Origin of the sequence: Bacillus sp. J14TS2 (genome assembly GCF_018333015.1) — a bacterium.
Lineage (GTDB): Bacteria > Bacillota > Bacilli > Bacillales > Bacillaceae_C > Lederbergia.
The window spans coordinates 286,083-312,762 of the sequence record NZ_BORE01000005.1 but is presented as its reverse complement, the minus strand read 5'-3'; the positions used below and the strand labels follow the sequence as shown (position 1 = coordinate 312,762).

Sequence of the window (26,680 nt, the reverse complement as noted above, 5' to 3'; positions counted from 1 at the left end):
AGAACCGAGATAGGGGCCAGTCCCCCGCCATGGTAACGCTGTACCACGTTGGGGGACAGTCCCCTTAAAAATGTTCAACACGAATCTCATTATTTCGCTTCATATACCACTTGAAAAGTGTGGTTGCTAATGCAACTGGTATGTCGTTTATGCCTGAATGATGCACTGGTCTTCCTCTATTGATTGTCCCGATGGATGCGAGACCCAGCATTTTTTGAATGAGGTTTCGTGTGACTTTCACTTCGATTACTTTCTCTCGTTTTGAGAGGAATAACGAGGTCGTGAGCGCTCCTTCTTTAAACTGAATAAATTGGTCATTAATCACGTAACGGGTATGGAGAAAATTTAACCATCTTGATACTACAATACAAATTAAGAGAATTGCTGATAGGGTCATCCAAGCCTGTTTCACATCCAAAATGGTTGGCTTAAAATAATATAAAACTCCTGTTGTAATGATCCAGAGCCAGCTTGGTCGTAATAAGCGAACCCAAAGGGACTTTTTTGGAAGTCGATTCATTTTTTGTGTAATCTCATAGGATGGCAAAATTTCTGATATCATCTTATATGCCTTGTTAACAGGTAGAAAAGGATAGAGTGTATTCACTTCGAGCGTATCTTCCTCAGATCTTAAAGTACCGGCACTTGTCAGCTTTACTTCAGCAAGCCCGAGTAGTCTTTTCATTAAGGATTGTGTTATTTCAATGGCCTGCACTTTTTCTTTGGAAATGGAAAAGGCTGTTTCATCGATAACCCCTCTAGTAATAAAAATGAGATTCGAATCTGAAGATATTTCATATTTCCCATACTTTAAATAGGTTCTCACCCCTCCAAAGGTGGCAGAAGCAATAACGAGTACGATCACAATAATAGTCATAATCCACCAGGAGCTGATCAACTTTTCAAAGAATCCCTGTGCCGTACCTTCCACATGAAAAACATCATTGATTTTGTAATAAAATGAACCAACTAAAGGGATTAGCACTAAAAAACTTAAAGATGAAAAGGATGCTTTTAAGATATCCTTTTTCGTTGCTTGAAAATGAATCGTTCGATTCAACTTTGGATGTTCAACATCAACCTCCGAATCGTCAAATTCATGATCTTGTTCTTCAATCTCCTGGTCCACACTTTTAAGGTGTGCTTCTATCCGCTTAGCCTCTGTTTGAGAAATGACTTCAAACTTTATATTCGCATTTTCATCTGTCATCGCCGTTTCAAAACGAACAGAGGTTAAATGAAAGATACGATGGATCAAAGACGTGTGGCGATGAATGTTTTGAATTTTAGAGAACGGAATCGTTCGTTCTGATTTGTTAAAAAGACCTTTGTAAAGATAAAATGCCTGATGATCAAGCTTGTATTTGTGAGTAAACCACTTATAAATGATTGAAAAAAATGTCAATCCAACTACGATCAGGAAAATAACCCGGCCGTATGTGTTAAAAGCAGCTGAGCCTGTCTTTAACACATATAAATAAAATACGAAGATAAGGGAATTCCGTACTAATTTCCCTAGATCAAAAAGCATTACAAACGGAGAGTAACGTCTAATCATTTCTCCACTTCCTTAATTTTTGCGTATTGAGCAATTTGATTTCTCAACTCAACAGCCACCTCCTTTGGTAGAGCTGGTATGGTGTGAGAAGATCCCATTGTTTTAACTGATACGGAGCAGAGTCCATATTTTCTAAGAAACGGTCCTTGCTCAGTCATGACCGATTGAATCTTTGTCATCGGCACAAGTTGATGCGTTTCGTTAATTGCTCCTGATTTCAATTGTAGAAATTCCTCATCTACACCATAGCGCCAATTTTTATAAAGTATAAAGGGCCTGATCAATGACCAAATTCCAGCAATCGAAGCAAAGACTGTTATAACAATCAATATCCACCCAATCCATTCCTTCCATGAAAAACGATAATCAAGGTAAAATAAAGCACCCAGAATGATAAGGCCGATAATATTCTCAACTGTCTCGCTGATAAGCCAAACCTTAACTGCATCCTTCGATAAACGTTTCTTGGGTGCATCCAATGGGGTATACAAAAAAACACCTCCTATACCTATTTTAAGGTACTTACCTTACGTCCGCGAAAATTTCAGCTTAATTTCTCCTTAATTTTTTATGGTTTTTCGGATTTTGAGACTTTATATAGTAGATGGAACAGAATAAATCTCTTGTTCAACAAAAATCCCCTTTAGCCCTTAGTATTCATAAGGGCTAGAGGGGTTTAAGTTTTTATAAAACAAATGGGACATTTATAAAAAGAATGATAATCCAATAAAGCATCTGATCAACTGCTCCGTAATAACCGTAGGCGGTAGTTGACACATTAAGGGGTATTTCTAACTCTTCCTGTATATAGCCATTTTCTATTCGAAGATCTCTCTTAATCGTTTGCCTAATACGTGCATCCCCACTAAGCTGGCAATGCTTGGAGAAAAAACTACTTCACATTAAGTGTCAATCGTCTCGTTATTCTTTGACAGATCCAATTAACAAACCTTTTACAAAATAGCGTTGTAGAAATGGATAGAATAAAATAATTGGCCCAATTGTTAATATAGCAGTAGCCATCTTGACAGATTCATTAGGGAGAGTTGCACTTGCTGCCGCTGCAGTGCCCTGCATTTGTTGAATCATACTTATTTCAGAGTTCAATTTAAATAGTAGGTATTGTAAAGGATATAAATCTGGACGATCGACTAGCATAATGGCATTGAACCAATTATTCCAATAAGCAATACCGTAAAATAATGTGATGGTTGCTAGTACAGGCATGCAAAGTGGGAAGTATATCCGGAATGCAATGTAAAAGTCGTTAGCACCGTCAACTTTTGCTGCCTCTATGAGTGAATCTGGAATTTGCTTCATAAAATTCTTTACTAAAAATAAATTAAATGGATTAAAAACTAGGGTTGGGATGATTAGTGCCCAGATATTATTTTTTAATCCAAGAGAAGTACTCATCATATACCAAGGAACCAAGCCAGTATTAAACACCATTGTGATAAAAAAGAATATAGCCAAGGCATTACGATATTTTACATGCTTAGCCACAAGTGTGTAGCCAGCCATAAATGTGATTGATACAGCTAGCAAGGTACCGACTACCGTTACAACAATCGATATAAAATAACTTTGAAAAAGAGGGGAGTTACCAGTGAAAAGCAATTTATAGGCATCAAGAGAAATCTTTTCTGGAAAAAAGCTGTATCCATGAACTTGTATGGCTCTTTCATCGGTAAACGAAACAATAAAAACTAACAATAAAGGTAGTGTACACATGAGTGATATCACTGTAATAGCAAGTTTATTAATGTGATCAAAGAGTTTGGCTGCATTCAATTGATTGGCTCCTTTCTTTAAAATAATGAATTATCAGGGTTTATTTTTTTTACAATCCAGTTTGCTCCAAATACTAAAATGAATCCAACAACAGATTGGAAAATCCCTACAGCCATAGCTTGAGAAGGATTTCCTATTGTTCTTAATGCGCGAAATACATAAGTATCAATGACATCAACTGTCGGGTATAATAATCCGTTATCTTTGATAATTGCGTAAATCATATCGAAACTTCCGAACATGATCTTGCCCAATGCGAGTAATGATAAAATAATAACAGTGGGCATTAGAAGTGGCAGAGTAATATATCTAATTTGCTGCCAGCGATTGGCTCCATCGATTTTTGCCGCTTCAAAATAAACTCCATCAATTCCTGTGATTGTAGCTAAATAGATAACAAGCGAGATTCCAACATCCTTCCATATATTAGCTCCTACTAATATTTGAACCCAATATTGGGGCGAAGAATACCAATTAATAGGATCCAATTGAAAATATTCAAGGGTTTTATTGATTAGTCCAAAGTTAGAAGCAAATAAACTATAAATAACATAGCTGACTATTACCCAGGATAAAAAGTGGGGGAATAAAATAGTAGATTGTGTTATTTTAGAAAAACGTTTGTTTTTCAGTTCGCTAAATAAAATAGCTAATATTATGGCACAAATCGTGCTAAAAAGAATATAGAGAACATTTAGCCTAACCGTATTAAAAGTTACTTGCCATGCCCTGTCAGAGGCAAAGAAGAACTGAAAATTTTCTAATCCTACCCATTCAGAACCGAGTAATCCCATTTTATAGTTGAATTTTTGAAAGGCGATAAGCATATAAGGCATTGTTAGATAACCAAATATTAGTGTATAAATTGCAGCAGGTAGTGCTAACAAGTAAGCAGGATAGTTTTTCTTTATTTCACTCAAAAAGGAAACTTTCTTTTTTCCTTTTATATGGTTTTCTTTTACCTTTTTCATAGTAGTGATTTCTGCTTTATTAGAAATCATATTATGACCTCCCTTTAGATTTTTAATAGCAAGGAACAATTATTTAAGATAGGTGAACACTTTTATCACTCCTTCAATCTCTATTCCTATTCAACTTCTTTACGTACAGTAAACATATGATTTTATGAAATGGCCGTAAAGTATCAATATTTCGAATGAATAGAAAAACTTCGAGAGCTGTATTTTACTTTTTTATAAAGACTTTAAATTTTTACAATATGCAAAGAAAATAGGAATCTGCTACTTTTTAGGATTGGAAATTTTGCTATGATAAAAATATTAGTAGCCTTATTCATATAATTCTAACAACGGGGAGGAAAAAGATATGAAAGAATTAAAAGAAAAGATTATTCACTTTTCTACATATAGGAGTATTTTCTTAGGATTTATTATCTTGTCATCCATCCTTATTGCAGTGGCCTGTATTCTATTATTTTCCCTTTTTTATAATAGTTCAGAGAAGGAACTTGGTAATATGTCAACATCGATGTTACACCAAACAAGTTATGTAGCTGATATTGTAAATGAACAAGTTTTTGGCATTGGGAATTATTTAATAAATGATAGAGTTGTTTCAAATATGATGTTTAATAAAAAAGTGGATCGATTTAAAGAATATGAAGTAGTCAAATTTATGAAGAATATACAAATAAACTATCCTTACATTTATTCGATAGGGATATTCAATGAATACACAGATCGGTATATTAATACGAAAGGTTTTACTCGAGAGGATGAAGGCGCTTTAATAGATGAGCTGATCAATCAAAAAGATAGAATGTATATTAGTTTTTTTCCGAGAAAAGTGAAAGATATTGGAACTGATAAAGACATCAATCTGTTAACTTTTGTTCTTTCACCTGGTTATTCTTCTTACTTACCGAATAATGGTCTTATTATTATTAATTTTGACGAGCAATATTTACATAATCTTGTAGATCATTTAAAAAGTGAAAGCTCCCATTCCTTATTAATAATAGATACGGAGGGGAAAATTATCTCGCAAACAGGTGGGAAAGATTTTCTTAAAAATATCGCAAATAGGCCTTATATTGAAGAAGTCTTAAAAAGTAATCAACCAAGTGGTAACTTTACAACAGTTATTAAAGATCAACAGAGCATGATTGCTTTTGTGAAATCTGAAAGCTTAAACTGGTACCTTATTGGTGTCAATCATTATTCAGATTCATTATTTAGGATGAAAGATTTAAAAAAAAACGTACTGGTAGTAGCCTTTTGTTTGTTTTTAGTATGTATAGTAATATCCATTTTGTTAACAAATTTCATGTATAGTCCAATGAACAAGCTAATGAAAAAAATAATGAGTATCTCAAAGAGTGAAAACAAACCAACGAATATTAACGAGTTTCAAGTTCTTGATAAGGAGTTTTCCCAGTTATCAAATAAATTAAAGTTCTTAGAACCAGCAATAGCAGTAGTTGAAAAAAGTTATTTATTACATTATATAAATGGCAGTAAAGTAGACATTGAAAGTCGATTTAATCAACCATTATCAAGTGCCTATTTCATCGTTGTATTACTGAAAATGGATTGCTTTAAAGAGTATAAGGGAATGCATAGTTCACAAATCCATTCCCTAATTCAATTTTCAATTTGCAACATCGCAATGGAATTGGTAGGAAAACAAGAACGTATAGAAACAATAATAATAGAAGAGGACGAAGTAGGCATTTTGGGGTTGTTAAATTCAGAATATTATTCTCCCGATTTTTTATTATCTTTGGAGGAACTGCAAGAGAATGTGCAAAGACATTTTGGGATCGGACTAACAGTAGGTGTAGGTACTATTGTTAATAATTCTGAAAAAATACGTGATTCGTACTTAACGGCTAAAACGGCAGTTAACGAGAGATTTACGAATGGCGGAGGAAAGATTTATTCATATTCCGAAGATGCTATAATCAAGGACATCACGAATTATAGGATCCCGAATGATTTGGATAAAAGGATTATTAATGCCATTAATATTGGTAATGAGCAAGAAGTTATAGATGAAATTCGTTCCCTTATACCTACCTTAACAGGAGTGAATTATCACCAGGCCGTATTTACATTAAAGAAGCTATTATTCACACTTTATAAGTATTACGAAAATCTAGAATATACGAAACAGGCTTCAGATTTATTAACAGATTTAGTCTTTCAATTACCTAGTTTCGAAAAATTAGCGGACTTAGTAGGGGAGATGGAAACAATTTGTTTGGCTATTTGCGGGGAGTTGAGTGAGAATTCCAAAGGGAAAAACAGTGAAATGATTGAGAGGATAAAGGAATACACCCAAAAAGAATATATAGATCCAAATCTATCCATAGAGATACTGGCTGACCAAGTTCAAATTACACCTGGCTACTTAGGGAAGATGTTCAAAACTCATTGTAATATGTCTTTTAATGATTATCTAAAAGATATACGGCTTGAAAAGGCTAGAGATTTACTTTTAGAAACAAACGATGCTGCAAATATTATAAGTAATAAAGTAGGTATCTTGAATACGACCTATTTTTATACATTATTTAAAAAGAAATATGGTTTATCACCAGCAAAATATCGATTGGCAAATAATAAGTCTAGAATTTCAAATGAGTAGGCGTAATTTAAAATTAATTATCAATTTTTTTATAGTTTTTGCTACTATTTGAAGTTTACGGTTAGAGGTTTGTAAGGATATGATGAATGCGATTACAATACTTTTAACAAGGGGGATTAATTTTTATGATAGCTAAAAAGTCATGGATTGTTTTGCTGCTCATTTCAATCGCTTTTTTCTTAGGGGCATGTTCTAAATCATCAGTAGATAGTGAAAAAAAGGCCGATGGTGAGGGGAAATTAGCTGTTCGTTACGTAATGCCAGGAAATGCACCAGAAGATCAAAAGCAGGTTGAAGATGCTATAAATGAAAAATTGGAGATGGATGGTTTGAATTTAAAATATGAGGCCATTTATATTCCATGGGATGTCTGGGATCAAAAAACAAATCTAATGATGTCCACAGGTGAAGAATTCGAACTTATTCATATTATGCATGACCAAAAAGGTCCAAACGTTTTAGCTAGTAGTGGAGGAATTGTGCCAATTGATGAGTACCTAGATGAGTACGGATCAAACCTAAAGAAAAGCCTTCCTGATTGGATCTGGGATTCTTCCAAAATTAATGGTGAAACTTATTTTTTGCCGAATTTTTGGATGGATACTGCTTATGCAGAGGGCATGGTGACTATGCGTTCTGATCTATTAAAGGAAAACAACTTACAACCTCCGACATCTACCACAGAATTATTAGATGTATCTGAGACATTAAAAGAAAATTGGCCAGATGATAATAAAGATGTATATATTCGTTTTTTGAAAGAAGAAACACCAGCATATTTACACACAACTTATGATACCTATCCATTTACTGTCTTTTCGGACCTGATTTATATTGATCAGGAAGGAAATGTTCAATCTTGGATTGAAACAGATGAGTTCAAGAACGACGCTGCCTTCTTCAGGGAAGCGTATAACCGTAAATTGGTTAACCCTGATATTCTAACTGAACCAGTAGAAGTGACGAGTCGAGAAGAAGAGTTGGGGCGTTTTCTATATAGAGAAGGAGAAGGAACAAATGGGCAAGCGAATTTGGTTAAAAAGGTACCAGGTGCAGAACTTGATATTTATTATTTAAACGATAAAGAAAAGTTTCGTCCTTATGGTGTTCGAAATTCTAATGGAGTATCTGCTACGACAGAACACCCAGAAGCAGCTGTACAGTTTTTAGATTGGGTGTATTCAAGCCAAGAAAATTTTGACTTAGTATCTTATGGAGTAGAAGATGAGCATTGGGCTGATTCCGGTGAAAATAAAATGGATTTATTAAAAACAAATGACACTGGATCAGCATCGTATACTCTAGCATATTGGATGTTGGGAAATATTGAAATGAGTAGATGGGCTGCTGACACTCATCCTGAATTTCTGAAAACTCATACAACTGTTGAGGATAATGCAGTGAATAGTATTACTCTAGGATTTAACTTTGATGCAACCGAAGTAGGTGTTGAATACTCAAACTGTTTAGCAGAGTTGAAGACTAGTATTTATCCTATAAAACTAGGTTTAGTTGATTATGAGGAGGCCTTTCCAGAAGCACTTAATAAAATGAAAGCGGCAGGGATCGATAAAGTGGTTGCTGAATACGAAAAACAATTTAATGACTGGCTAGAAAATAATAATGAGAGTTAGGACTAAGAGGATATGGAGATAGGAAGTGACAGGATGATTTATAAGGATCGTTTTCGGCCAATAGAAGAGCGAGTAGAAGATTTATTATCACGAATGACGCTTAAGGAAAAAGTTGGTCAATTAAATCAAAAGATGTATGGTTGGAATGCATACGAAAATAGAGGGAATAGCATAGAATTATCGGGAGAATTTAGGAAGCAAGTTGCTTTTGGAGATGGGATGGGGGCATTATATGGTTTATTTCGTTCGGACCCATGGTCAGCAGTGACGTATGATAATGGAATTCCGACTGGTGAAAATGCAAAAATTGCCAATCAAATTCAAAAATATGTAATGGATCATACACGTTTAGGTATTCCAGTGCTTTTATCAGAAGAATGTCCACATGGACACCAAGCACTTGATGGAACTGTCCTACCAACCAATATAGGTGTTGGATCAACTTGGAATAGTGAGTTAATGGAAGAAGCCTATGCACACGTAGCGAAAGAAATTAGGGCTCGTGGTGGTCATCTTGGACTTATCTCCACTTTAGATATATTACGTGATCCGAGATGGGGACGATCAGAGGAATGTTTTAGTGAGGATCCCTTATTAGCGGCAAAAATGACTGAAGCAGCTGTTAAGGGGTTGCAAGGTGAGACAGAAGGTGAACGACTGGGCTCTGATAAAGTGGTAGCAGTCTTGAAGCATTTTTCAGCCCAAGGATCTGCTGAAGGAGGACATAATGCAGGCCCTGCTTCTATTGGTGAAAGGGAACTTAGGGAAATACATTTACCTGGTATGAAAGCAGGTGTGAAGTCGGGAGCACTTGGGTGTATGGCGGCATATAATGAAATAGATGGGATCCCTTGTCATGCTAATAAAAGTCTTCTTACAGAAATCCTTAGGGGAGAACTTAGGTTTAAGGGGATTGTTATGGCAGATGGAGTCGCTATTGATAGGTTACTTGCCTTAACGGGAGACCTTGAATCTGCTGCAAGTGTGGCATTGGAGGCAGGGGTAGACTTAAGCTTGTGGGATACGGCCTTCACAACACTAGAAAAAGCTGTTAAGGAAGGAAAAACAAGTGAGGAACGAATTAACAGAGCTGTTCGGCGCATACTACACTTGAAGTTCACTTTAGGATTATTTGAGACTCCATTTGTTGATGAGAGCACCCACATTAATGTGATAGGGAGCAAGGAATTTCAAAAGACGAATCTCCAAGTGGCTAGAGAATCTATAGTATTATTAAAGAATAAAAACAATATTTTACCATTAAGTAAAAAATTAAATAGAATTGCTGTAATTGGCCCGAATGCTGATTCCATTTACAATCAACTTGGCGATTACACAGCTATACAACCTGAAGGAAAAGGAGTTACAGTCCTTCAAGGAATAAAAGAAATTGTGTCTAAGGAGACAAAGGTTTTATATGCAAAGGGATGTGGAATACGTACAGAATCCAAAGATGGGTTCAAAAAAGCTCTATCTTTAGCAGAGCAATCTGATGTGGCTATTTTAGTATTAGGCGGCAGTAGTGCGCGTAATTTTGATATTGAGTTTGATACAAATGGGGCTGCTATTGTTTCAGATAATCCATTGGAAATGGATTGTGGGGAAGGTGTTGATTTGGCAGATTTACGATTGGGCGGTGCTCAAATAGAATTGCTTAAGGAAGTTGCAGCCATTGGAACGCCAATTATTACGATTCTTATTCAAGGAAGGCCTCATGCGATCACTGATATTGAAGATGAGTCGACTGCCATTCTCTGTGGTTGGTATCCTGGACAAGAGGGTGGAAAAGCGATTGGTGAAATATTATTTGGTGCGGAGAACCCTAGTGGGAAGTTGCCAATATCAATCCCACGAACTACCGCTCAACTCCCGATTTATTATAACCGTAAAGAACAAAGTAGAAAGCTTTTCTATGCAGATGTCACTGGAGAACCTTTATACCCTTTTGGTTATGGACTAAGCTATACGGAATTTAAATATAGCAATGTAAGACTAAAGGATTCTAGAATGTTATTGGGTGATTTACAAAACGGGAGAGCAGTTGAGGTTTCTGTTGATATAAAAAATGTTGGAAAAAGAGTTGGTGCTGAGGTTGTACAGCTGTATATCAAAGATATGGAAGCTAGTATAACTAGGAGAATATTAGAATTGAAGGGATTTCAAAAATTGAGGCTTATACCAGGGGAACAGAGGACTATTACCTTTCTCCTTAGGAATGAAGAGTTGGCCATCTGGAATGATGAAATGAAATTTGTTGTGGAACCTGGTAATGTCAAAATCATGGTTGGGAGTGACTCAACAACTACTCAAGAAGTAATGTTGGAACTGCAATAATGGGATTGAAGGAAAAACAAACAGCATTTCTTGAAAAAAACTCACATTATTTCAAACGATAGGCTCTGAACTTATGTTGTTCAACAAAAAGCCCCTCTAACCTTATAGTATTTATAAAGGTTAAAGGGGCTTAGGTTTTTATTAAGTAAATGAAACATTTATAAAAAGAATGATAATCCAATAAAGCATTTGATCAACTACTATGCTATTAGGTCTCTTTTCTTACAAATTCCCAAAATCTTTGTAGTTTTTTACATTTTCCTCTAGCTGTATACTAATTTCCTCAAGAAATAATTCCTTCATTTTCCTTAAAACGCGTAGTTCTGATTCACTTAGTGATAAATCCTCACTAATCGTATATTGCACAAGGGGATTGGGAAGAGAGAGACTTAGACAAGCTATGCAGAAAATCAAATTAGTACTATAAAAGGTCATACAATTCCCCTTTAAAAATATACTTATTCCAGTAAAGTTAAGGGAAATAAGGTTATTGGAGGTAAGAGGAATTGGTAAAGGAGCTAAATGCTGATATTGTCATAGTTGGCGGAAGTATAGGTGGGTGTGCGGCGGCGTTAGCAGCATCAAAAATGGGAAAAAAAGTTATTATGACTGAAGAAATGCTTTGGATTGGCGGACAATTAACAAATCAGGCAGTGCCGCCAGATGAGCATCCATGGATCGAACAGTTTGGTTGCACGAGAAGTTATCGTGAATTCCGAAACGGCATTATGAATTTTTATCGGAGAAATTTCCCGCTTACCCCCGAGGCTAGGGAAAAGGTAAACTTTGATCCCGGTAATGGTGGAGTAAGCAGAATATGTCACGAACCAAAAGTTGCTTTATCTGTCATCCAAGATTTGCTGGCCCCTTATGTTCATAGTGGAAAGCTAACGATTTTAACGAAGCATAAACCAATTCATGTGGAATCGGCAGGAGATTTTATTAGATTTGTACGTGTTCAAAGTCTTGAAACGAGTAATGAAATTGTCTTAACGGCGCCCTATATCTTAGATGCGACAGAGTGTGGCGATCTTCTATCATTGGCAGAGGTTGAATATGTAACAGGAGCGGAATCTCAATCAGAAACAGGGGAAGAGCATGCACTTCCAGGTGATGCGGACTCGTTGGATATGCAGGCAATTACCTATTGTTTTGCAATGGATCATCTGGAGGGGGAAAATCATACGATTGATCGACCAGCCGATTATGATTTTTGGAAGGGCTATCAGGCTGATTTTTGGCCAGGTAAGCAATTAGGGTGGGTATCTCCGCATTATATTACTCATGTCCCAACCACATATAGCCTCTTTCCATCAAAAGGCAAAAAGGATAGATGGATCTATAGAAGGATTATTGATAAAGGGAATTTTGCTCCTGGCGTATTTGATAGTGATATCACACTAGTAAACTGGCCGCAAAATGATTATTGGCTTGGCCCCATTTTTGAAGTGAGTGAAGAAGAAAGAAATAAACATTTGTATCAGGCTAAGCAACTAAGTTTATCTTTATTATATTGGTTACAAACAGAATCTCCGAGACCAGATGGTGGAGAAGGATACCCAGGGTTAAGGCTTAGAAAGGATATTGTTGGTACAGAGGATGGTTTGGCAATGTCTCCATATATTCGTGAATCAAGAAGAATTAAAGCAGAATATACGATTGTTGAACAGGATATTAGTGCTAAGATTAGAGGGGACAGAGGTGCGAAAGTATTCCATGATTCTGTAGGCATCGGTTGTTATCGAACTGATCTTCATCCAAGTACTGGAAACCGAAATTATATTGATCTATCTAGTTGGCCTTTTCAAATCCCGTTAGGTAGTTTATTGCCAGTTCGTATGGAGAATCTTTTACCAGCTTGTAAAAATATTGGTACAACTCATATTACGAACGGAAGTTATAGATTACACCCTGTAGAATGGAATATTGGGGAAGCTGTTGGTTATTTAGCTTCCTATTGCTTAGAGAAGAATATTCCTCCTCGTAATGTTCGATCAAATCAGCAGCATTTAAATGATTATCAAAAATTACTAACACAAGAGGGAATTGAATTGACTTGGCCTAAATTAAGGACAGTTTAATGAGCAAGCTCTAACAGTAATATTAAAGTTATGTTGGCATAAGGATTGTGAACTGAAATTAGTATAACAAGAGAGAATATAAGATAAGTAGAGAGAGGTTGAGATAAGCTACCAAGACGGACAATGCATTATCTTAGCGGAGGTATATGCACTCTAGTAGTTCGTTTTTTGGTGAAAACATTTTTGTCCCAGCCTCTTTCATGTTGCGATCTCCCGTAGAAATTCACCTTGTAACCACGTTTTAATAGAACATTGTTGCTTTGGGCAGCTGTGTTGCACCATATACGCCCCCGCAGAAACAATCATTTCCTTATCTTTCGGGATTTCATTTGTGTCAAGCTCAAATAATCTATAGGCCTAATGGTTGTTTCTAAACATGCGTGAACATAATCATGTGTGTTTATTAATATTTACCTCCAGTTTTAAAGTGTAGACCAAAGTGTAAAAAAGAATCTCTTTTTTAATTCCAATCGAATTAATAGTCATAAAAGTACCAAGATAGGTAAACAAAATATCTATTTTTAGAAATCGCTTTCAAATATAATGAAATCAATCATTACTAGCAAAAAAATGACCAGAGAGGTGGTGAAGCAATGAAAGAAGAAGGGGTGAAATTAGCCAGACAGCGACCTTCGTTGAACCACATTAAGGTTAAACGTAATATCTCTTTTTCTAAATATTGGAGTTTATATCTAATTATGGTTCCAGGAATTATTTATTTTATCTTATTTAAATATTTGCCTATGTGGGGAGTGATCATTGCTTTTCAAGATTACAGTGTATTTGGGGGACTCTTAGAAAGTACATGGGTTGGTTTGCAACATTTTAATCATATGTTTCACGATCGAGAGTTTTATCAAGTATTATGGAACACTTTTATTATTAGCTTTTATAAACTATTATGGGGATTTCCCGGACCGATTGTGCTGGCAATTTTGTTAAATGAGATACGAAATATGGGGTACAAGAGAGCTATTCAAACACTTGCCTATTTACCCCATTTTCTTTCTTGGGTGATTGTTGGTGGAATCCTTATTAATATCCTATCCCCATCTACGGGTATCGTTAATGAAGTCATAAAATTTCTAGGGATGAACCCTATATTATTTTTAGCGGATACAAGTTGGTTCCGATCTGTACTTGTTGCAAGTGACATTTGGAAGGAAATCGGCTGGGGCGCTATTATTTATTTGGCAGCGCTTGCAGGGGTTGATCCACAACTATATGAGGCAGCTACAGTGGATGGAGCAAATAAGTGGAAACAATTATGGTATGTAACGATACCTGCATTACTTCCAACGATTGCTATTCTATTCGTCCTTCGTCTTGGGAATGTATTGGACGTTGGGTTTGAACAAATATTTGTATTATATAATCCCGTAGTATATGAAGTGGCTGATGTAATTGAAACCTATGTCTATCGGGCTGGTATTGAGCAGGCGCAATTTAGCTATACAACGGCTGTTGGGTTATTTAAATCAGTAATCGCTCTACTCTTAGTATATTTAGCAAATAAAGCAGCGAAGAAAATGGGACAAGAAGGGATTTGGTAGGAGGTGAATAGATGAAATTATCACAGGGTGAAAAGATATTTTCATATACGAACTATTTCATACTGGGGATTTTTGGGATATTGGCTTTAGCTCCATTCATTTATGTTATGGCCCAATCGTTTAGTAGCCAACGTGCCATTGTGTCAGGAGAGGTTATCTTTTGGCCGGTAGAATTTAATGTGAATGCATATAGCGAGGTGCTAAATGATGATGCCTTTATGAAAGCATTCGTAGTTAGTGTAGGACGTACGGTAATTGGAACATTTATCAATGTCTTTCTTACTTGTTTATTAGCCTATCCACTTTCTAAACCTTACATTAAAGGAAGGGGAATCATTCTATTCCTAGTTGTTTTTACAATGCTATTTAGCGGGGGAATGATCCCAACTTATCTAACTGTAAAATCTTTGCATCTATTAAATTCGTTTTGGGCATTTATCATCCCAAGTGCTATTAGTGCCTTTAACGTGATTATTATGAAAAACTTTTTTCAAAGTGTTCCTTATGAACTTGAGGAGTCAGCGCGGATAGACGGTTGCTCTAATCTCGGAATTCTTTTCAGAATTGCTGTGCCACTATCCATGCCGGCCTTAGCAACGATTGCATTATTTCATGCTGTTTTTCATTGGAATTCATTCTTTGACGCCATGCTTTATATTAATGATCGCGGGTTATTCCCGCTACAAATTTATTTAAGAGAATTAATCCAGTTTAATCAAACAGACATTAATTTAATGGACAATATGGAAAAACAATTAATTGCTACAGAGTCATTAAAGGCTGCGGCCTTGATCGTAAGTACAATTCCCATACTAATGGTTTATCCATTTTTACAAAGGCATTTTGTGAAAGGAATTATGCTTGGCTCCGTTAAAGGATAAAGTGAGCCTTAATTAGTGGGATTTTCGACACATAGAGTGTGTTAGTTGCAAGGAGATGGAGCTAGATTAGGGATTACGTCTTCTCCGTATTCTCTAATGCCTTGAATAGGGGGATACTGCTTGTTAATGCGGATAAAAATGAAAGGGGCTGAAATGATGAAGAGGAAATATTTCCGGTTGAGTTTGATTGTGATGCTACTCCTAACTTTATTGATAGCATGCTCTTCCAATCAAGAAGCAGGGAGCAGCAAAAAGGACAATGGAGACAAAGAACAAATAGAGATTGTTTTGAATAATGCAAGCAGGAATTATCCAAAAGGAATGGATGCAAATAATAATCCTTATATCGAATATATTAGGGACAATACTGAACTGGACATTAAGGTGACTACTCCTTCAAGTGACGGTTATAATGAAAAATTAAATGTGATGATGGCATCCGGAGATCTCCCAGATATGATCTATACTACTGATCCTTCATGGGTAGTGAATTATGTCAATCAGAATGGTTTACAGCCGTTAGATGATGCGATTGAGAAATATGGTGAAGATTTAAAAAAGAATATACCCGATGAAGCATGGGAACATGTGACAATCGATGGGAAAATTTATGCAATTCCAAGTGTAAATACTTACCCAGGGACGATGATTATGTATGTTCGGAAAGATTGGTTAGATACGTTAAATTTAGAACCACCGAAAACATTAGATGAATATACAGAAGTGATGCGAGCTTTTAAAGAAGAAGATCCGGATGGCAATGGAAAAGATGATACATTAGGTTTAGTGATAGCGGAAAACTTAGCACGAACAGAGCCATTTTTTGGTGCATTTGGTATTCAAAGAAATCAATGGATTGAAAGAGATGGAGATTTGGTATATTCAAGTATTCTTCCAGAAACAAAAGAAACATTAGAATATCTTTCTACCCTTTATCAAGATGGAATGTTAGATAAAGAGTTTGCTCTTAATAAAACAGAAAACTTTGAGGAGAAAATAGCAAGCGGTAAAGCGGGATTATTTGCGGCCACTTGGTATGATACACGTGGGCCAATTCTTACGAATGAACAGAATGATCCGGAAGCTGAGTGGATTTCGTTAGACTTTCCTATTGGACAAAATGGAGAATCCGGGACAGATGGCACTGCACCAGTTAGAGTTTATAATGTCGTACCTGTAACAAGTAAACAGGCCGATTCCGTTGTCAAAATGTTGAATTTTATGATTGGAGAAGGATATGAAACACTGAAATTTGGCTTTGAGGACGATGTTTATACAATGGAGGATGGAAAAATGGTAACCGATTTTGAAAAACATAATAACCATCTTTATCGTTTAACATTGGCAGAGACGATTGAGCCTGATAATTTGGATTTAGTCAAACTACGGCTTGATTCCTTAGGGGAAGAATTTCATTTATATGATAACTTGCAAAAAATTAAGGAAAATGCGATTTACGATGAATTTCTCGGTACCCCGACAGAATCGATGGGGAAATTTAACGCAAAGTTAAATAAATTGGAAGCAGAGGTTTTTACCAAGATAGTCATGGGAGAAGCTCCACTTGATAAGTTTGATCAATTTGTGGATGAATGGAAAAAAGAAGGGGGAGATCAGATTACGAAAGAAGTAAATGATTGGTATAGCAATAAATAAACGGTAAAAGGAACTTAATTTCTTTGGATATGAAAGGACGGATAGAATGTTAGATTCATCTAAATTGAATTATTATACTCAGCAAACTAAATCCAATCAATTTGTCAGAATTGAAACTGATTTATGTATTTACGGAGGTACTTCAGCGGGTGTAACCGCAGCTGTGCAAGCTAAACGAATGGGATTAGATGTTGTGATACTAGAATTTGGTAGGCATTTGGGTGGGATGACTTCAAGTGGTTTAGGTGCAACAGACATTGGCAATAAGGAGGCAATCGGTGGAATATCACGTCAATTTTATCGTACGCTTGGAAAATATTATGAAAGCGATGAACCCGATGGAGCTGCATGGAAATTCGAACCTTCAGTAGCAGAGGAAGTTTTTAATACATGGATCAATGAGCAAGGTATCAATGTATTCTATGACCAACATCTAGAATCTGTACAAAAGGAAGCAGGACGCATTAAAAGCATTGAAATGGAAAATGGTGATGTTTTCTCCGCGAAAATTTTTATTGATGCTACTTATGAAGGGGATCTACTAGCGAAAGCCGGGGTTTCTTATCATGTAGGTAGAGAAGCGAATTCTGTATATAAAGAAACATTGAATGGTATTCACTTTGGTAATCCCAATCATAATTTTAAATCTTGGGTAGATCCTTATGTGGTAGAGGGGAAACCAGACAGCGGCTTATTGTATGGTATAACGAATGATACACTCGGTTATCAAGGGCAGGGAGATTCATCCATTCAGGCCTATAATTTTAGAATTTGTCTAACAGATCGATCTGATATCAAAATGCCATTTCCAAAACCAAACAATTATGATCCCAATAAATATGCCTTACTTGCAAGGTATATTGATACAGGTGTATGGGATGCCATGCAACTTCATAGAGTTCTACAAAATAGAAAAACAGATTTAAATAATTATGGAGGATTTTCAACTGATCATATAGGATTCAATTATAACTGGGCTGAAGGTGATTACGAAACACGCGAAAAGATATTTCAGGATCATGTCGACTATAATTTAGGAATGCTATATTTTTTAAGTCATGACGAAAGGGTGCCTACTACTATTCGCGAAGAGGTCTGTAGCTGGGGATTACCAGCAGATGAATTTCCTGAAACTGGCGGGTGGCCACATCAATTATATATACGTGAGGCTCGTAGGATGATATCAGATTGTGTGATGACGGAGCGCCATTGCCGAGGATATACTACTGCAGAAGATTCAATCGGTCTAGCAGCCTATACAATGGATTCACATCATTGTAGGAGAGTGATCATAGACGGCAGAGTGATTAATGAGGGAAATGTAGAGATTTCCCCAACTGCACCATATCCGATCTCTTATCAGGCTATTGTCCCAAAAGAGGATGAATGCTCCAACTTAATTGTTCCTGTTTGCCTTTCGAGCTCCCATATAGCCTTTGGTTCTATAAGGATGGAACCGGTATTTATGGTATTAGGTCAGTCTGCTGCAACGGCTGCCGCATTAGCTATTGAGGATGATGTATCGGTTCAACATGTAGAATACCAAAAGCTAAGGAATAAATTAATAGAAGATAATCAAGTATTGGAGTGGAAACGGAATACATTAAGTACAACTAAATGACTGTAGTGTTAAAGCTTAGTTTTGTTATTTAAAATCTAGCATTCTAAGTATATTGACAACTCAATTGGGGTAGGACAAAATAAAATTAATTGGTTAGCCGAAGTGGGGATAGGGAATGTGGAAGCGACTAAATAGTAGTTTTAAAACATCAATCCAATTAAAGCTTACTGTTTACTTTCTATTAACTCTAGCCCCACTTATTTTTATTAGTGTATATTCGAATATTCAATCTTATAAAGTTTTAAAGCAACAATTAAGCAAACAAGCAACAAGTGTCATGCATTCAGAAGTAGAGTATATCGATATGATCATGCAAAATATAGATGAATTATCTGTACTTATTAGCACGGACCAAACGATTAATCATTTGTTGAATCAAACTACTAGTGAGTTAACACCAGCATCTATCCTTGATCTTAAACAAATCCTTGATAAGGTGACAAAATTCTCCGATGCCAATAATTATATTTCAAATATATCCATATTCCATACTTCCTCGAAAACAATGTTGTCTTCTGAATATGGAGGTAAAAGAGGTTTAAATATTGAACAAGAATCCTGGTTTCAGCAAACAATGGCAGCAAATGGTCAAACCGTTTTGGTCGTTCTTCCAGGGACAGAGGAAAAGCATTCAAATTCAATATTTGATCCGGATGATTTAATTTTTATGAGATTACTTGATATTAATAATCCTGTGAAAAACAATAATATATTGGCCATATCAGTACCTCAAAGTAAATTCTTACATTTTGCAAATGAGTTTGCAGCTTCCAATCATACCCAGTTTTATCTTTTTTCTAATGAAGGGAAATTACTTTCTACTACAGTTAAAAATAATAAGATTCAATCTGAAACAGAATTACAGCATATACAAGAGGGAGATTTTTTCAAAATTGATGTGAGCTCTCCTTATTCTCATTGGAATCTAGTCATGATACAACCGAAGGATGAATTTTATAAGGAATTAGATACGATTTCACTTTTTACAATCTTTATTATTAGTTTAAGTTTTTTGTTGGCAATCTGGACTTCTTGGTTAGTCTATAAGACGATTGCTTCTCCATTGGGGAACCTATCTCAAGGGATGAAAAGGCTTAAACAAGGAGAATTAAATATCCAGTTGAAGGAAGGTAGAAAAGATGAATTTGGGTATTTAACGACAGCCTTTAATCAAATGGCGCTTGAACAAAAACATTTAATTAAAGATATTTATGAGAAACAGCTGAGGATGACAAAAACAGAATTGAAATTTCTCCAGTCCCAAATCAATCCTCACTTTTTATATAATACTTTGGATTCTGTATATTGGATGGCCAAAGATCATAATGCAGAAGAAATTAGTGAAATGGTCTTTAATTTATCAAAATTTTTTCGACTTAATTTAATGAAAGCAGATGAAACAGTATCGCTTGAAGAGGAGATTAAACATTTACATTACTATATTCGAATTCAGCAAATAAGGTTTATGGATCATTTTGAAGTAGATTATAAAATAGCAGAAAATACGAAACATATCCCAGTAATAAAACTATTATTACAACCATTAATCGAAAATGCCATTTTACATGGATTGGAACGTAGGAAGAGTAAAGGAATTCTTACGATTGAAACAAATATAGTTGAAGATAGGTTAAAGGTTGACATTATTGACAATGGAATCGGGATACGAATCGATCGTTTGCGCTATATTCTCGATGAATTAAATCATATAACGATCGAAAGGTTAAAGAACTTCAATAATTACCAAGAATTTAAACCAGATATCTTTGGGTTAAGAAATGTGAAATCAAGATTAAAACTCTTTTACGGTGATCAAGGCGATTTAGTTATAGGGAGTAAGGAAAATGAGGGGACGGTCGTAACCATATATATTCCTTTTTTGAATTTACGTAACGGAAGCTCATATCCTAATAGATCTGTTCCTTATTGATTTTCATTTTCAAGGGAGGATTCTGAATGAATTTGTTAATTGTTGAAGATGAGATTCGACTTTTGAATGGAATTACAAATAATATACCATGGAAAGAAATTAGTATGGAAATAATCGGCGCAGTTTCCAACGGATTAGAAGCATTAAAGATCGCAGAAGAAAAAAGGGTAGATATTATCTTACTTGATATTCGAATGCCTGAAATAGATGGAATAACGCTTGCTAAGCTGGTTTTAGAAAAAGATCCAAGCATAAAGATCATCTTTTTGACTGGACATGATGATTTTAATTATGCACAAGAAGCTATAAATATGGGCGTTTATAAGTACCTTTTGAAACCAGCTGGTGATAAAGAAATATTAGAGTCAGTGAGAGAGGCAGCTGTACAAAAGGAATTAGAATGGGAAAGGAAGCATAAACAAGTAGTGTTAAATAGAAAATGGAATGAGCATCTGCCTTATCTTCAGGAGCTTTTCTTACAGAGGTTGATTCTTGAAGGCTATGAAGACCGAGAACTTAAACAAAAAGCAAAAGAATTAATGATGGACTTGCCAGAGGATCCCAAATTTATTGTTGCGGCGCTGGATATTGATTCTTTGGTTGATGTAGAAAGGGAACGCTCTGAAATAAGATTACAACAATATTCCATTTTTTACTTTACGAGGGATTTTTTAGAAGGATATTCGTGTGAGCTTTTTAGAGATTCCAACCATTTAACGATAATTTTATTTTCTTGCGATCATGATAATGAAGACGATGAGTTTATAAAGGAAATTATTAACAAAATAACTGAATTGCTTTTGAGTATTCAAGATTATTTGAAGGTTTCGGTAAGTGTGGGCATGAGCCAAACTGTAAAACTTACGAAGGATCTTCCAAGTTGTTACCAACAAGCATTGAAAGCACTACAAGAAAGAGTTGTTTATGGCCGGAATGCGGTCATTCCATTTGTCCAAAAGATGAATCAAGATTACACCCAAGCAACCACTATTATGATTGATCCCCATATCGAAACTTTGATTATTTCCGGAGAGTTAATCAAAGCGACTAATCAGTTTAACTCTTTTATTGACGGTTATTTACATCAGATTTCCTCTTTTGAAGAGGTGAAGGAATTTATTTTATTTATTTATCACTTTTTAATCAATATTATTTATGAAAGAGGCTGGTTAATAAGTGAGGTACTTAAAAATGAATCCTTTTATCTTATAACAGCAGCAGAGAAATTTAAATCTAAGCAGCAAATAAAAGACTGGGCCAACAAAATAATAATTCGCATTGTAAAATATGCTGAATACCAGAAAAACATTAACCCCAATCATTTAATAAAATCTACTCTTTCTCAAATTGAAAAAAGTATAGAGTTGGAAGAAGAGATAACATTAAACTCAATTGCAGAAAAGCTATTTATTAATCCATCTTATCTTAGCCGTCTGTTTAAACAAGAAACAGGAAGTACCTTTTCAAAATATTTATTAGAACGAAAAATGAAGCGAGCAAAGGAATTACTTAATAGAGGAGAAAGGGTTTATGACACTGCGAACTTTTTGGGATACAATGATGTCAGCTACTTTACAAAAGTATTCCGGAAATATTGGGGGACCACTCCAGGAGAAATTAAGAAGGCTAGTGCTGTGAAATAAAATAAGAGTCTATAAGGGGATCAAACAGCGAGAACGAAGAAAAAAGGTTTTGGCTCAATATTGCGAGAGAAGTGTTAGTAGCACTTCTCTTTTTATATTTATCCCGCATTAACTGGCTGTAAAACCCCCACTTCAAAAATTCGTGGAAAAACCTAGAATTGTAAGTGGGGGATCAACAGCCAGGAAAATCCCGATTTGTTCGGGACGACAGGAAGTTGGTCACAAAGGTATTGCGACAGGACGTCGCGAATTTAGGCTTTGATCTTCTGAAATCAGTGGGGGATGAAAGAAAAACCCTCGATTGAAGTTTCACTTTATATTACAAAATAGATGATCTAGTTTTGAGTGAAACTCGTAGTTTATCAAAGCGGGAGTTCTCTATTTTTTAAAATGAAGGAAAAATCCTCTTTTTTAAAATAAATAGAAGAACATTTCCTTCCCTGGGGATATCATGTTATAATTCGATTATAAATGAATAGGCTTTCTAAACGTTTACCCTGATGTAACTGTCCGTAATCTCACATATTAAAACACTGAGCTTCCAAAAAAACTTAAGTAGAGTGAAGGAACGGATGCTAGCATTTGCGGTACGGAGAGTCACAATTGAATTTATTTCCCTGTTTTTAAAGCAGGTTAGTTAGGAGGAATTTTATTTTGAGTGACACTTTTTTTTCAAATATTAAGAATGAATTGATTGTCTCCTGTCAAGCTTTACAGGGAGAGCCTATGTTTGGTTCATTTATTATGGGAAGAATGGCTTTAGCGGCGAAGCAAGGCGGAGCAATAGCCATTCGAGCGAATGGGACAGAGGACATTAAGGAAATTAAAAAAATGGTCGACTTACCAATAATTGGCTTGATTAAGCGAAATTATCCAGGCAGCGATGTATACATTACGCCAACAAAACTTGAAATAGATGAACTATTAAACATAGGAGTAGACGTTGTTGCGCTCGATGCAACAGGGCGAAAACGTCCCAACGGGGAAAAGATAGAAGATCTAGTTGAATATTTACGATCAAAAGATCAACTGATTATGGCGGATATATCAAATTTAGAGGAAGGGATATATGCGGAGTCTTTGGGGGTAGATTGTGTCTCCACAACTTTGTTTGGCTACACTAGTGAGACAGCTGGAATAGAAGGTCCGAATTTTGAGCTTGTAAAAGAACTAAGTTTGACATTAAAAATACCAGTTATTGCTGAAGGGAGAATATCGTCTCCAGAGCAAGCGGCACATGCCATGCAGATAGGAGCTCATTCAGTTGTTGTTGGTTCGGCTATTACTAGACCGCAGATTACTACTGAACAGTATGTGAAAAAGATAAAGGAATACCAAAATGGAAATTAGAACGAATAATGTTATAAGTGTAATCCAAAGTTATTTACCATCTTTGACAAAAGCTGCTGGTACTTCTGGAATAACTGCTTTAAATGCGAAAAATCGTTTTTCAAGAATTGGACAAGATATTGAGGCTGTTATAGATCCCCATCCCAATCAATGACAGCAGTTACATTAAAGAAAAATGATCTCGTTATTGGCTTTAGTGTGTCAGGCAGTCCGATTGACACAATGAATACACTAAAACTTGCTAAGAAGAGCGGGGCTAAAGTAATTGCGGTTACGAACTATGCACGATCGCCTATCACTAGTATTGCAGATATTAGCTTAGTAACTGCTGGGAAGCAATTTCCATTAAAGGGAGGCTCCCTATTAAATAAAATCTCGCAATTATTAATCGTAGATTTAATATGTTTAGGTTTAATGAAATATGATGAACAGCTGGCGAGAAGAATGTTAGAGAAAACGGCCAATTCTGTTGCGGGTAGAATTATGTAATGTTATGCCATTGGATAGCTTTTGGATCTAGATCTAGGTGAAGAAAGTGAAAGATTACTAAATACGAGGAGGAACCATTTTGAAGATTAAAATACTATTTACTTCATTGTTACTTGTTATCGCTATTTCGTTGGTTGGTTGTTCAAATAACTCAGAAGATGGGGATGGTATAACACTTACTATGATGAATAACTGGAGCATTCAGTCTCCTGAATTTGATATTTATCAAGAAAGAATTGAGCAATTTGAAAAAGAAAACCCGGATATAAAAATCAAACAAGATAAAGTTCCGGCTGCCGATTACATGACAAAATTAAGAACGCTTGCAACAGGGGGGAACCTTCCTGATCTAGCAGTTGTTTGGCCAGAGGTTGATCTGCATCCTCTAGTGGAAGGAGGAGTCATTCAGCCATTAGAAGATATGTCAAAATGGGAAGACTTAATACTAGAAGAATACCTAGAAGGCTATGAAGTCGATGGTGAAAATTACGCAATCCCTACTAAAGTAAATTCGATGTCGGTTATTTACTATAATAAAGAATATCTTCAGCAAGTGGGATATTCAGAGTTCCCAAAAACCTATTCAGAATTACTTGAGCTTGTGTCTGCATTAGAAGAGGATGGGATCACTCCTATAGGTGTCGGGAATAAACCGAAATGGCCACTACAGTCATCTTATCTTTCAGTGATTGCTGATCGAATAACTGGAAGTGATTATTTAGCTGATGTATTAAATGGGGAAAAGAAATTTACAGATGAGGAATTTGTAAGTGCTTTAGAAGTAGTGGAAGAGTTGGTTGAAAAGAATGCATTTAATGAGGATATAAACTCAATAGATGCCGTACAGATTGAAGATAACTTCTTACAAGGTAAATCAGCGATGATTATGACGTCTGCTTCATCTAATGCCCGTTTAAGGTTAGATAATGAAAATGGCGATAATGTTGGAATCGCGCTATTTCCAGAAATTGAGAATGGGAAAGGGAATACGCTAGCAAGTCCAACTGCTATTCAATATGGGGTAGCAATGAATAGTGACTTGGATGGTGAGAAGAAGGAAGCAGCTACGAAGTTCTTGGAATTCTTCTTTAGCGAAGATTTATATGTAAGTTTAGCGGAAATAGGTGTTCCTATCCCTGCGGAAGTAGACATAGATGAAGATGTTGATAGTAAAATTGTTGAACTGCTTGAGCTAACCAGTCAAGGGATATCTCCAGTTTACGATAGTGTCGTTTCACCAGAATTAAAAACAACTTTAGAAGATGGATTACAAGCTATTACAACTGGTCAAAAAAGTGCAGAGGATGTATCTAAAGAAATGCAAGAGATTGTGGAAAATCAACAATAAAACAAAAATAAAGGGGTACTAATGGAAGCCGCTGAAAATCTTATGTTTTTTTGCGAAATGAAAGATTTACTGTGAAAAAGACGATGTATTTTCCACACTTAACCTATGTTAATGATTTGATTGGAGTGGAAGGTGGCAAGACTTAAGAGGGGGCTGGGGAAGCCCGCAAAAAGCGAAGCCACCTGAACGGAAATCAACAACTTAGTTTTTCCAGTTCCTTAATGGAAATGACTTTTTCAGTGGCCTAGTACTCATACCTCTTTATTTGTTAGAAAGGAGTTAATCATTTTGTATAATACGAAAAAGGCAAAATGGGCAGTGTTTTTTGGATTATCTCCAATTCTACTCATATATGTTGTTATGGCAGTAGTCCCCATCATCATTTCCTTTTACTATTCCTTTTATGATTGGAATGGACTTACTGACCGTAAGTTTATTGGATTAGAAAATTATATTGAAATTTTTACGGACTCGAATTTTTGGAACTCCTTTAAAAACAACATAATTATTATTTTGGCTGGTCTACTTGTGACAATCCCACTTGGATTTTGTACAGCACTAGCATTAAACAAAGCACTTAAAGGGATTAAATTTTATAGAATGGCTTTCTTTTTACCAGTGGTTATTTCGGCAGCTATTATTTCACTGGTATGGGGATTTGTATTCAATGTCGAACATGGCTTGATCAATAGTTTCTTAGAAATGATTGGTTTAGATGGTTTAACTAGAAACTGGTTAGGCAATCCAAATATTGCTATATATTCAGTGAGTGTAACCTATATTTGGTCGAATTTTGGTCTCTATATGGTGATATTCCTTGCTGCCATCCAAACTGTTCCGAAAGAGATCATTGAGGCAGCTCTAATCGACGGTGCAAATGGTTGGGTTCGTTTATGGAAAGTAATTATCCCATCCATTAAAGAAACAATGGTGGTAGCGATTATCTTTTCAATTAGCAGTAGCTTCAGGGCATTTGACTTACTCTTTGTATTAACTGGTGGTGGGCCATCAAAAAGCACCGAAATCATGACCCTGTATATGTACGAAAACACCTTTCAATTTATGAGATTTGGTTATGGCAGTGCCATTTCTGTAGTGATATTGGTCATTAGTTTTATTGTTATTTCAATTGTGCAGTTTTCTGCAAATACAGACAGAAAGAAGAAACTTAAGCATTGAGTAGTAGGGTGCTTCAGTTG

20 protein-coding genes are annotated in these 26,680 nt (G+C 35.7%); 15 read left to right on the top strand and 5 right to left on the bottom strand.

Annotated features, from left to right (window positions below; genetic code table 11):
• Positions 1 to 64: 64 nt before the first annotated feature.
• The 4 genes from KI375_RS10190 to KI375_RS10175 all read right to left on the bottom strand — a co-directional run bounded on the left by KI375_RS10190 (position 65) and on the right by KI375_RS10175 (position 4,353).
• Positions 65 to 1,558, bottom strand: coding sequence for a PH domain-containing protein (locus KI375_RS10190; protein ID WP_212973387.1), 1,494 nt, complete (start codon positions 1,556 to 1,558; stop codon positions 65 to 67).
• Entirely contained in the window at positions 1,555 to 2,049 is a 495-nt protein-coding gene (locus KI375_RS10185) for a PH domain-containing protein (RefSeq protein WP_212973386.1), read from the bottom strand. Before KI375_RS10185 ends, KI375_RS10190 begins: the two co-directional genes overlap by 4 nt.
• Before the next feature lie 430 nt (positions 2,050 to 2,479).
• Positions 2,480 to 3,352 carry a carbohydrate ABC transporter permease gene (locus tag KI375_RS10180; RefSeq protein WP_244852504.1) on the bottom strand — a complete coding sequence of 291 codons (873 nt, stop codon included), beginning with the start codon at positions 3,350 to 3,352 and terminating at the stop codon, positions 2,480 to 2,482.
• A 17-nt stretch (positions 3,353 to 3,369) separates the two neighbouring features.
• A complete protein-coding gene (locus KI375_RS10175) occupies positions 3,370 to 4,353 on the bottom strand; it encodes an ABC transporter permease (RefSeq protein WP_244852502.1) in 984 nt (327 codons plus the stop codon).
• A gap of 325 nt (positions 4,354 to 4,678) precedes the next feature.
• Between KI375_RS10175 and KI375_RS10170 the strand changes: the two genes are divergently transcribed.
• From KI375_RS10170 to KI375_RS10160, 3 genes are all read left to right on the top strand, one after another.
• Positions 4,679 to 6,961, top strand: coding sequence for a helix-turn-helix domain-containing protein (locus KI375_RS10170; protein ID WP_212973385.1), 2,283 nt, complete (start codon positions 4,679 to 4,681; stop codon positions 6,959 to 6,961).
• 125 nt (positions 6,962 to 7,086) lie between these two features.
• Positions 7,087 to 8,595, top strand: coding sequence for an extracellular solute-binding protein (locus tag KI375_RS10165; RefSeq protein WP_212973384.1), 1,509 nt, complete (start codon positions 7,087 to 7,089; stop codon positions 8,593 to 8,595).
• Between the two features lie 33 nt (positions 8,596 to 8,628).
• Entirely contained in the window at positions 8,629 to 10,929 is a 2,301-nt protein-coding gene (locus KI375_RS10160) for a glycoside hydrolase family 3 N-terminal domain-containing protein (RefSeq protein WP_212973383.1), read from the top strand.
• Positions 10,930 to 11,151: 222 nt separating this feature from the next.
• Here KI375_RS10160 and KI375_RS10155 read toward each other — a convergent pair whose 3' ends face one another.
• Positions 11,152 to 11,364, bottom strand: a complete 213-nt coding sequence (locus KI375_RS10155; protein WP_212973382.1) for a hypothetical protein — start codon at positions 11,362 to 11,364, stop codon at positions 11,152 to 11,154.
• 71 nt (positions 11,365 to 11,435) lie between these two features.
• Here KI375_RS10155 and KI375_RS10150 point away from each other — a divergent pair, with 71 nt between their 5' ends.
• The 12 genes from KI375_RS10150 to KI375_RS10100 all read left to right on the top strand — a co-directional run bounded on the left by KI375_RS10150 (position 11,436) and on the right by KI375_RS10100 (position 26,660).
• Positions 11,436 to 13,010, top strand: coding sequence for an FAD-dependent oxidoreductase (locus tag KI375_RS10150; protein WP_212973381.1), 1,575 nt, complete (start codon positions 11,436 to 11,438; stop codon positions 13,008 to 13,010).
• 593 nt (positions 13,011 to 13,603) lie between these two features.
• On the top strand, positions 13,604 to 14,563 hold the full coding sequence (locus tag KI375_RS10145; RefSeq protein ID WP_212973380.1) for an ABC transporter permease: 960 nt from the start codon (positions 13,604 to 13,606) through the stop codon (positions 14,561 to 14,563).
• Between the two features lie 11 nt (positions 14,564 to 14,574).
• Entirely contained in the window at positions 14,575 to 15,444 is an 870-nt protein-coding gene (locus tag KI375_RS10140) for a carbohydrate ABC transporter permease (protein WP_212973379.1), read from the top strand.
• 126 nt (positions 15,445 to 15,570) lie between these two features.
• Positions 15,571 to 17,100, top strand: a complete 1,530-nt coding sequence (locus tag KI375_RS10135) for an extracellular solute-binding protein (RefSeq protein ID WP_244852518.1) — start codon at positions 15,571 to 15,573, stop codon at positions 17,098 to 17,100.
• Between the two features lie 46 nt (positions 17,101 to 17,146).
• Positions 17,147 to 18,721, top strand: coding sequence for an FAD-dependent oxidoreductase (locus tag KI375_RS10130; protein ID WP_212973378.1), 1,575 nt, complete (start codon positions 17,147 to 17,149; stop codon positions 18,719 to 18,721).
• A 115-nt stretch (positions 18,722 to 18,836) separates the two neighbouring features.
• Entirely contained in the window at positions 18,837 to 20,651 is a 1,815-nt protein-coding gene (locus tag KI375_RS10125; RefSeq protein ID WP_212973377.1) for a cache domain-containing sensor histidine kinase, read from the top strand.
• Between the two features lie 26 nt (positions 20,652 to 20,677).
• A complete protein-coding gene (locus KI375_RS10120; RefSeq protein WP_212973376.1) occupies positions 20,678 to 22,294 on the top strand; it encodes a response regulator in 1,617 nt (538 codons plus the stop codon).
• Between the two features lie 651 nt (positions 22,295 to 22,945).
• The gene (locus KI375_RS10115) at positions 22,946 to 23,644 is read left to right on the top strand and encodes an N-acetylmannosamine-6-phosphate 2-epimerase (protein WP_374706828.1); all 699 of its coding nucleotides are present in this window, start codon (positions 22,946 to 22,948) and stop codon (positions 23,642 to 23,644) included.
• Positions 23,634 to 23,798: a hypothetical protein gene (locus tag KI375_RS27350; RefSeq protein ID WP_244852500.1), complete on the top strand. Its 165-nt coding sequence runs from the start codon at positions 23,634 to 23,636 to the stop codon at positions 23,796 to 23,798. The genes KI375_RS10115 and KI375_RS27350 overlap by 11 nt, the downstream gene beginning before the upstream one ends.
• Positions 23,795 to 24,133, top strand: a complete 339-nt coding sequence (locus tag KI375_RS10110) for a MurR/RpiR family transcriptional regulator (RefSeq protein WP_244852498.1) — start codon at positions 23,795 to 23,797, stop codon at positions 24,131 to 24,133. Before KI375_RS27350 ends, KI375_RS10110 begins: the two co-directional genes overlap by 4 nt.
• Positions 24,134 to 24,212: 79 nt before the next feature.
• A complete protein-coding gene (locus KI375_RS10105) occupies positions 24,213 to 25,481 on the top strand; it encodes an extracellular solute-binding protein (RefSeq protein ID WP_212973374.1) in 1,269 nt (422 codons plus the stop codon).
• Positions 25,482 to 25,769: 288 nt separating this feature from the next.
• Positions 25,770 to 26,660 carry a carbohydrate ABC transporter permease gene (locus KI375_RS10100; RefSeq protein WP_244852496.1) on the top strand — a complete coding sequence of 297 codons (891 nt, stop codon included), beginning with the start codon at positions 25,770 to 25,772 and terminating at the stop codon, positions 26,658 to 26,660.
• Positions 26,661 to 26,680: the final 20 nt, after the last annotated feature.

Coding starts and splice junctions, on each gene's coding strand:
- KI375_RS10135 (WP_244852518.1), top strand. CDS start 15,571: ATGCGGATAAAAATGAAAGGGGCTGAAATGATGAAGAGGAAATATTTC.
- KI375_RS10175 (WP_244852502.1), bottom strand. CDS start 4,353: ATGATTTCTAATAAAGCAGAAATCACTACTATGAAAAAGGTAAAAGAA.
- KI375_RS10165 (WP_212973384.1), top strand. CDS start 7,087: ATGATAGCTAAAAAGTCATGGATTGTTTTGCTGCTCATTTCAATCGCT.
- KI375_RS10130 (WP_212973378.1), top strand. CDS start 17,147: ATGTTAGATTCATCTAAATTGAATTATTATACTCAGCAAACTAAATCC.
- KI375_RS10160 (WP_212973383.1), top strand. CDS start 8,629: ATGATTTATAAGGATCGTTTTCGGCCAATAGAAGAGCGAGTAGAAGAT.
- KI375_RS10120 (WP_212973376.1), top strand. CDS start 20,678: ATGAATTTGTTAATTGTTGAAGATGAGATTCGACTTTTGAATGGAATT.
- KI375_RS10170 (WP_212973385.1), top strand. CDS start 4,679: ATGAAAGAATTAAAAGAAAAGATTATTCACTTTTCTACATATAGGAGT.
- KI375_RS10125 (WP_212973377.1), top strand. CDS start 18,837: ATGTGGAAGCGACTAAATAGTAGTTTTAAAACATCAATCCAATTAAAG.
- KI375_RS27350 (WP_244852500.1), top strand. CDS start 23,634: ATGGAAATTAGAACGAATAATGTTATAAGTGTAATCCAAAGTTATTTA.
- KI375_RS10155 (WP_212973382.1), bottom strand. CDS start 11,364: ATGACCTTTTATAGTACTAATTTGATTTTCTGCATAGCTTGTCTAAGT.
- KI375_RS10190 (WP_212973387.1), bottom strand. CDS start 1,558: ATGATTAGACGTTACTCTCCGTTTGTAATGCTTTTTGATCTAGGGAAA.
- KI375_RS10110 (WP_244852498.1), top strand. CDS start 23,795: ATGACAGCAGTTACATTAAAGAAAAATGATCTCGTTATTGGCTTTAGT.
- KI375_RS10140 (WP_212973379.1), top strand. CDS start 14,575: ATGAAATTATCACAGGGTGAAAAGATATTTTCATATACGAACTATTTC.
- KI375_RS10145 (WP_212973380.1), top strand. CDS start 13,604: ATGAAAGAAGAAGGGGTGAAATTAGCCAGACAGCGACCTTCGTTGAAC.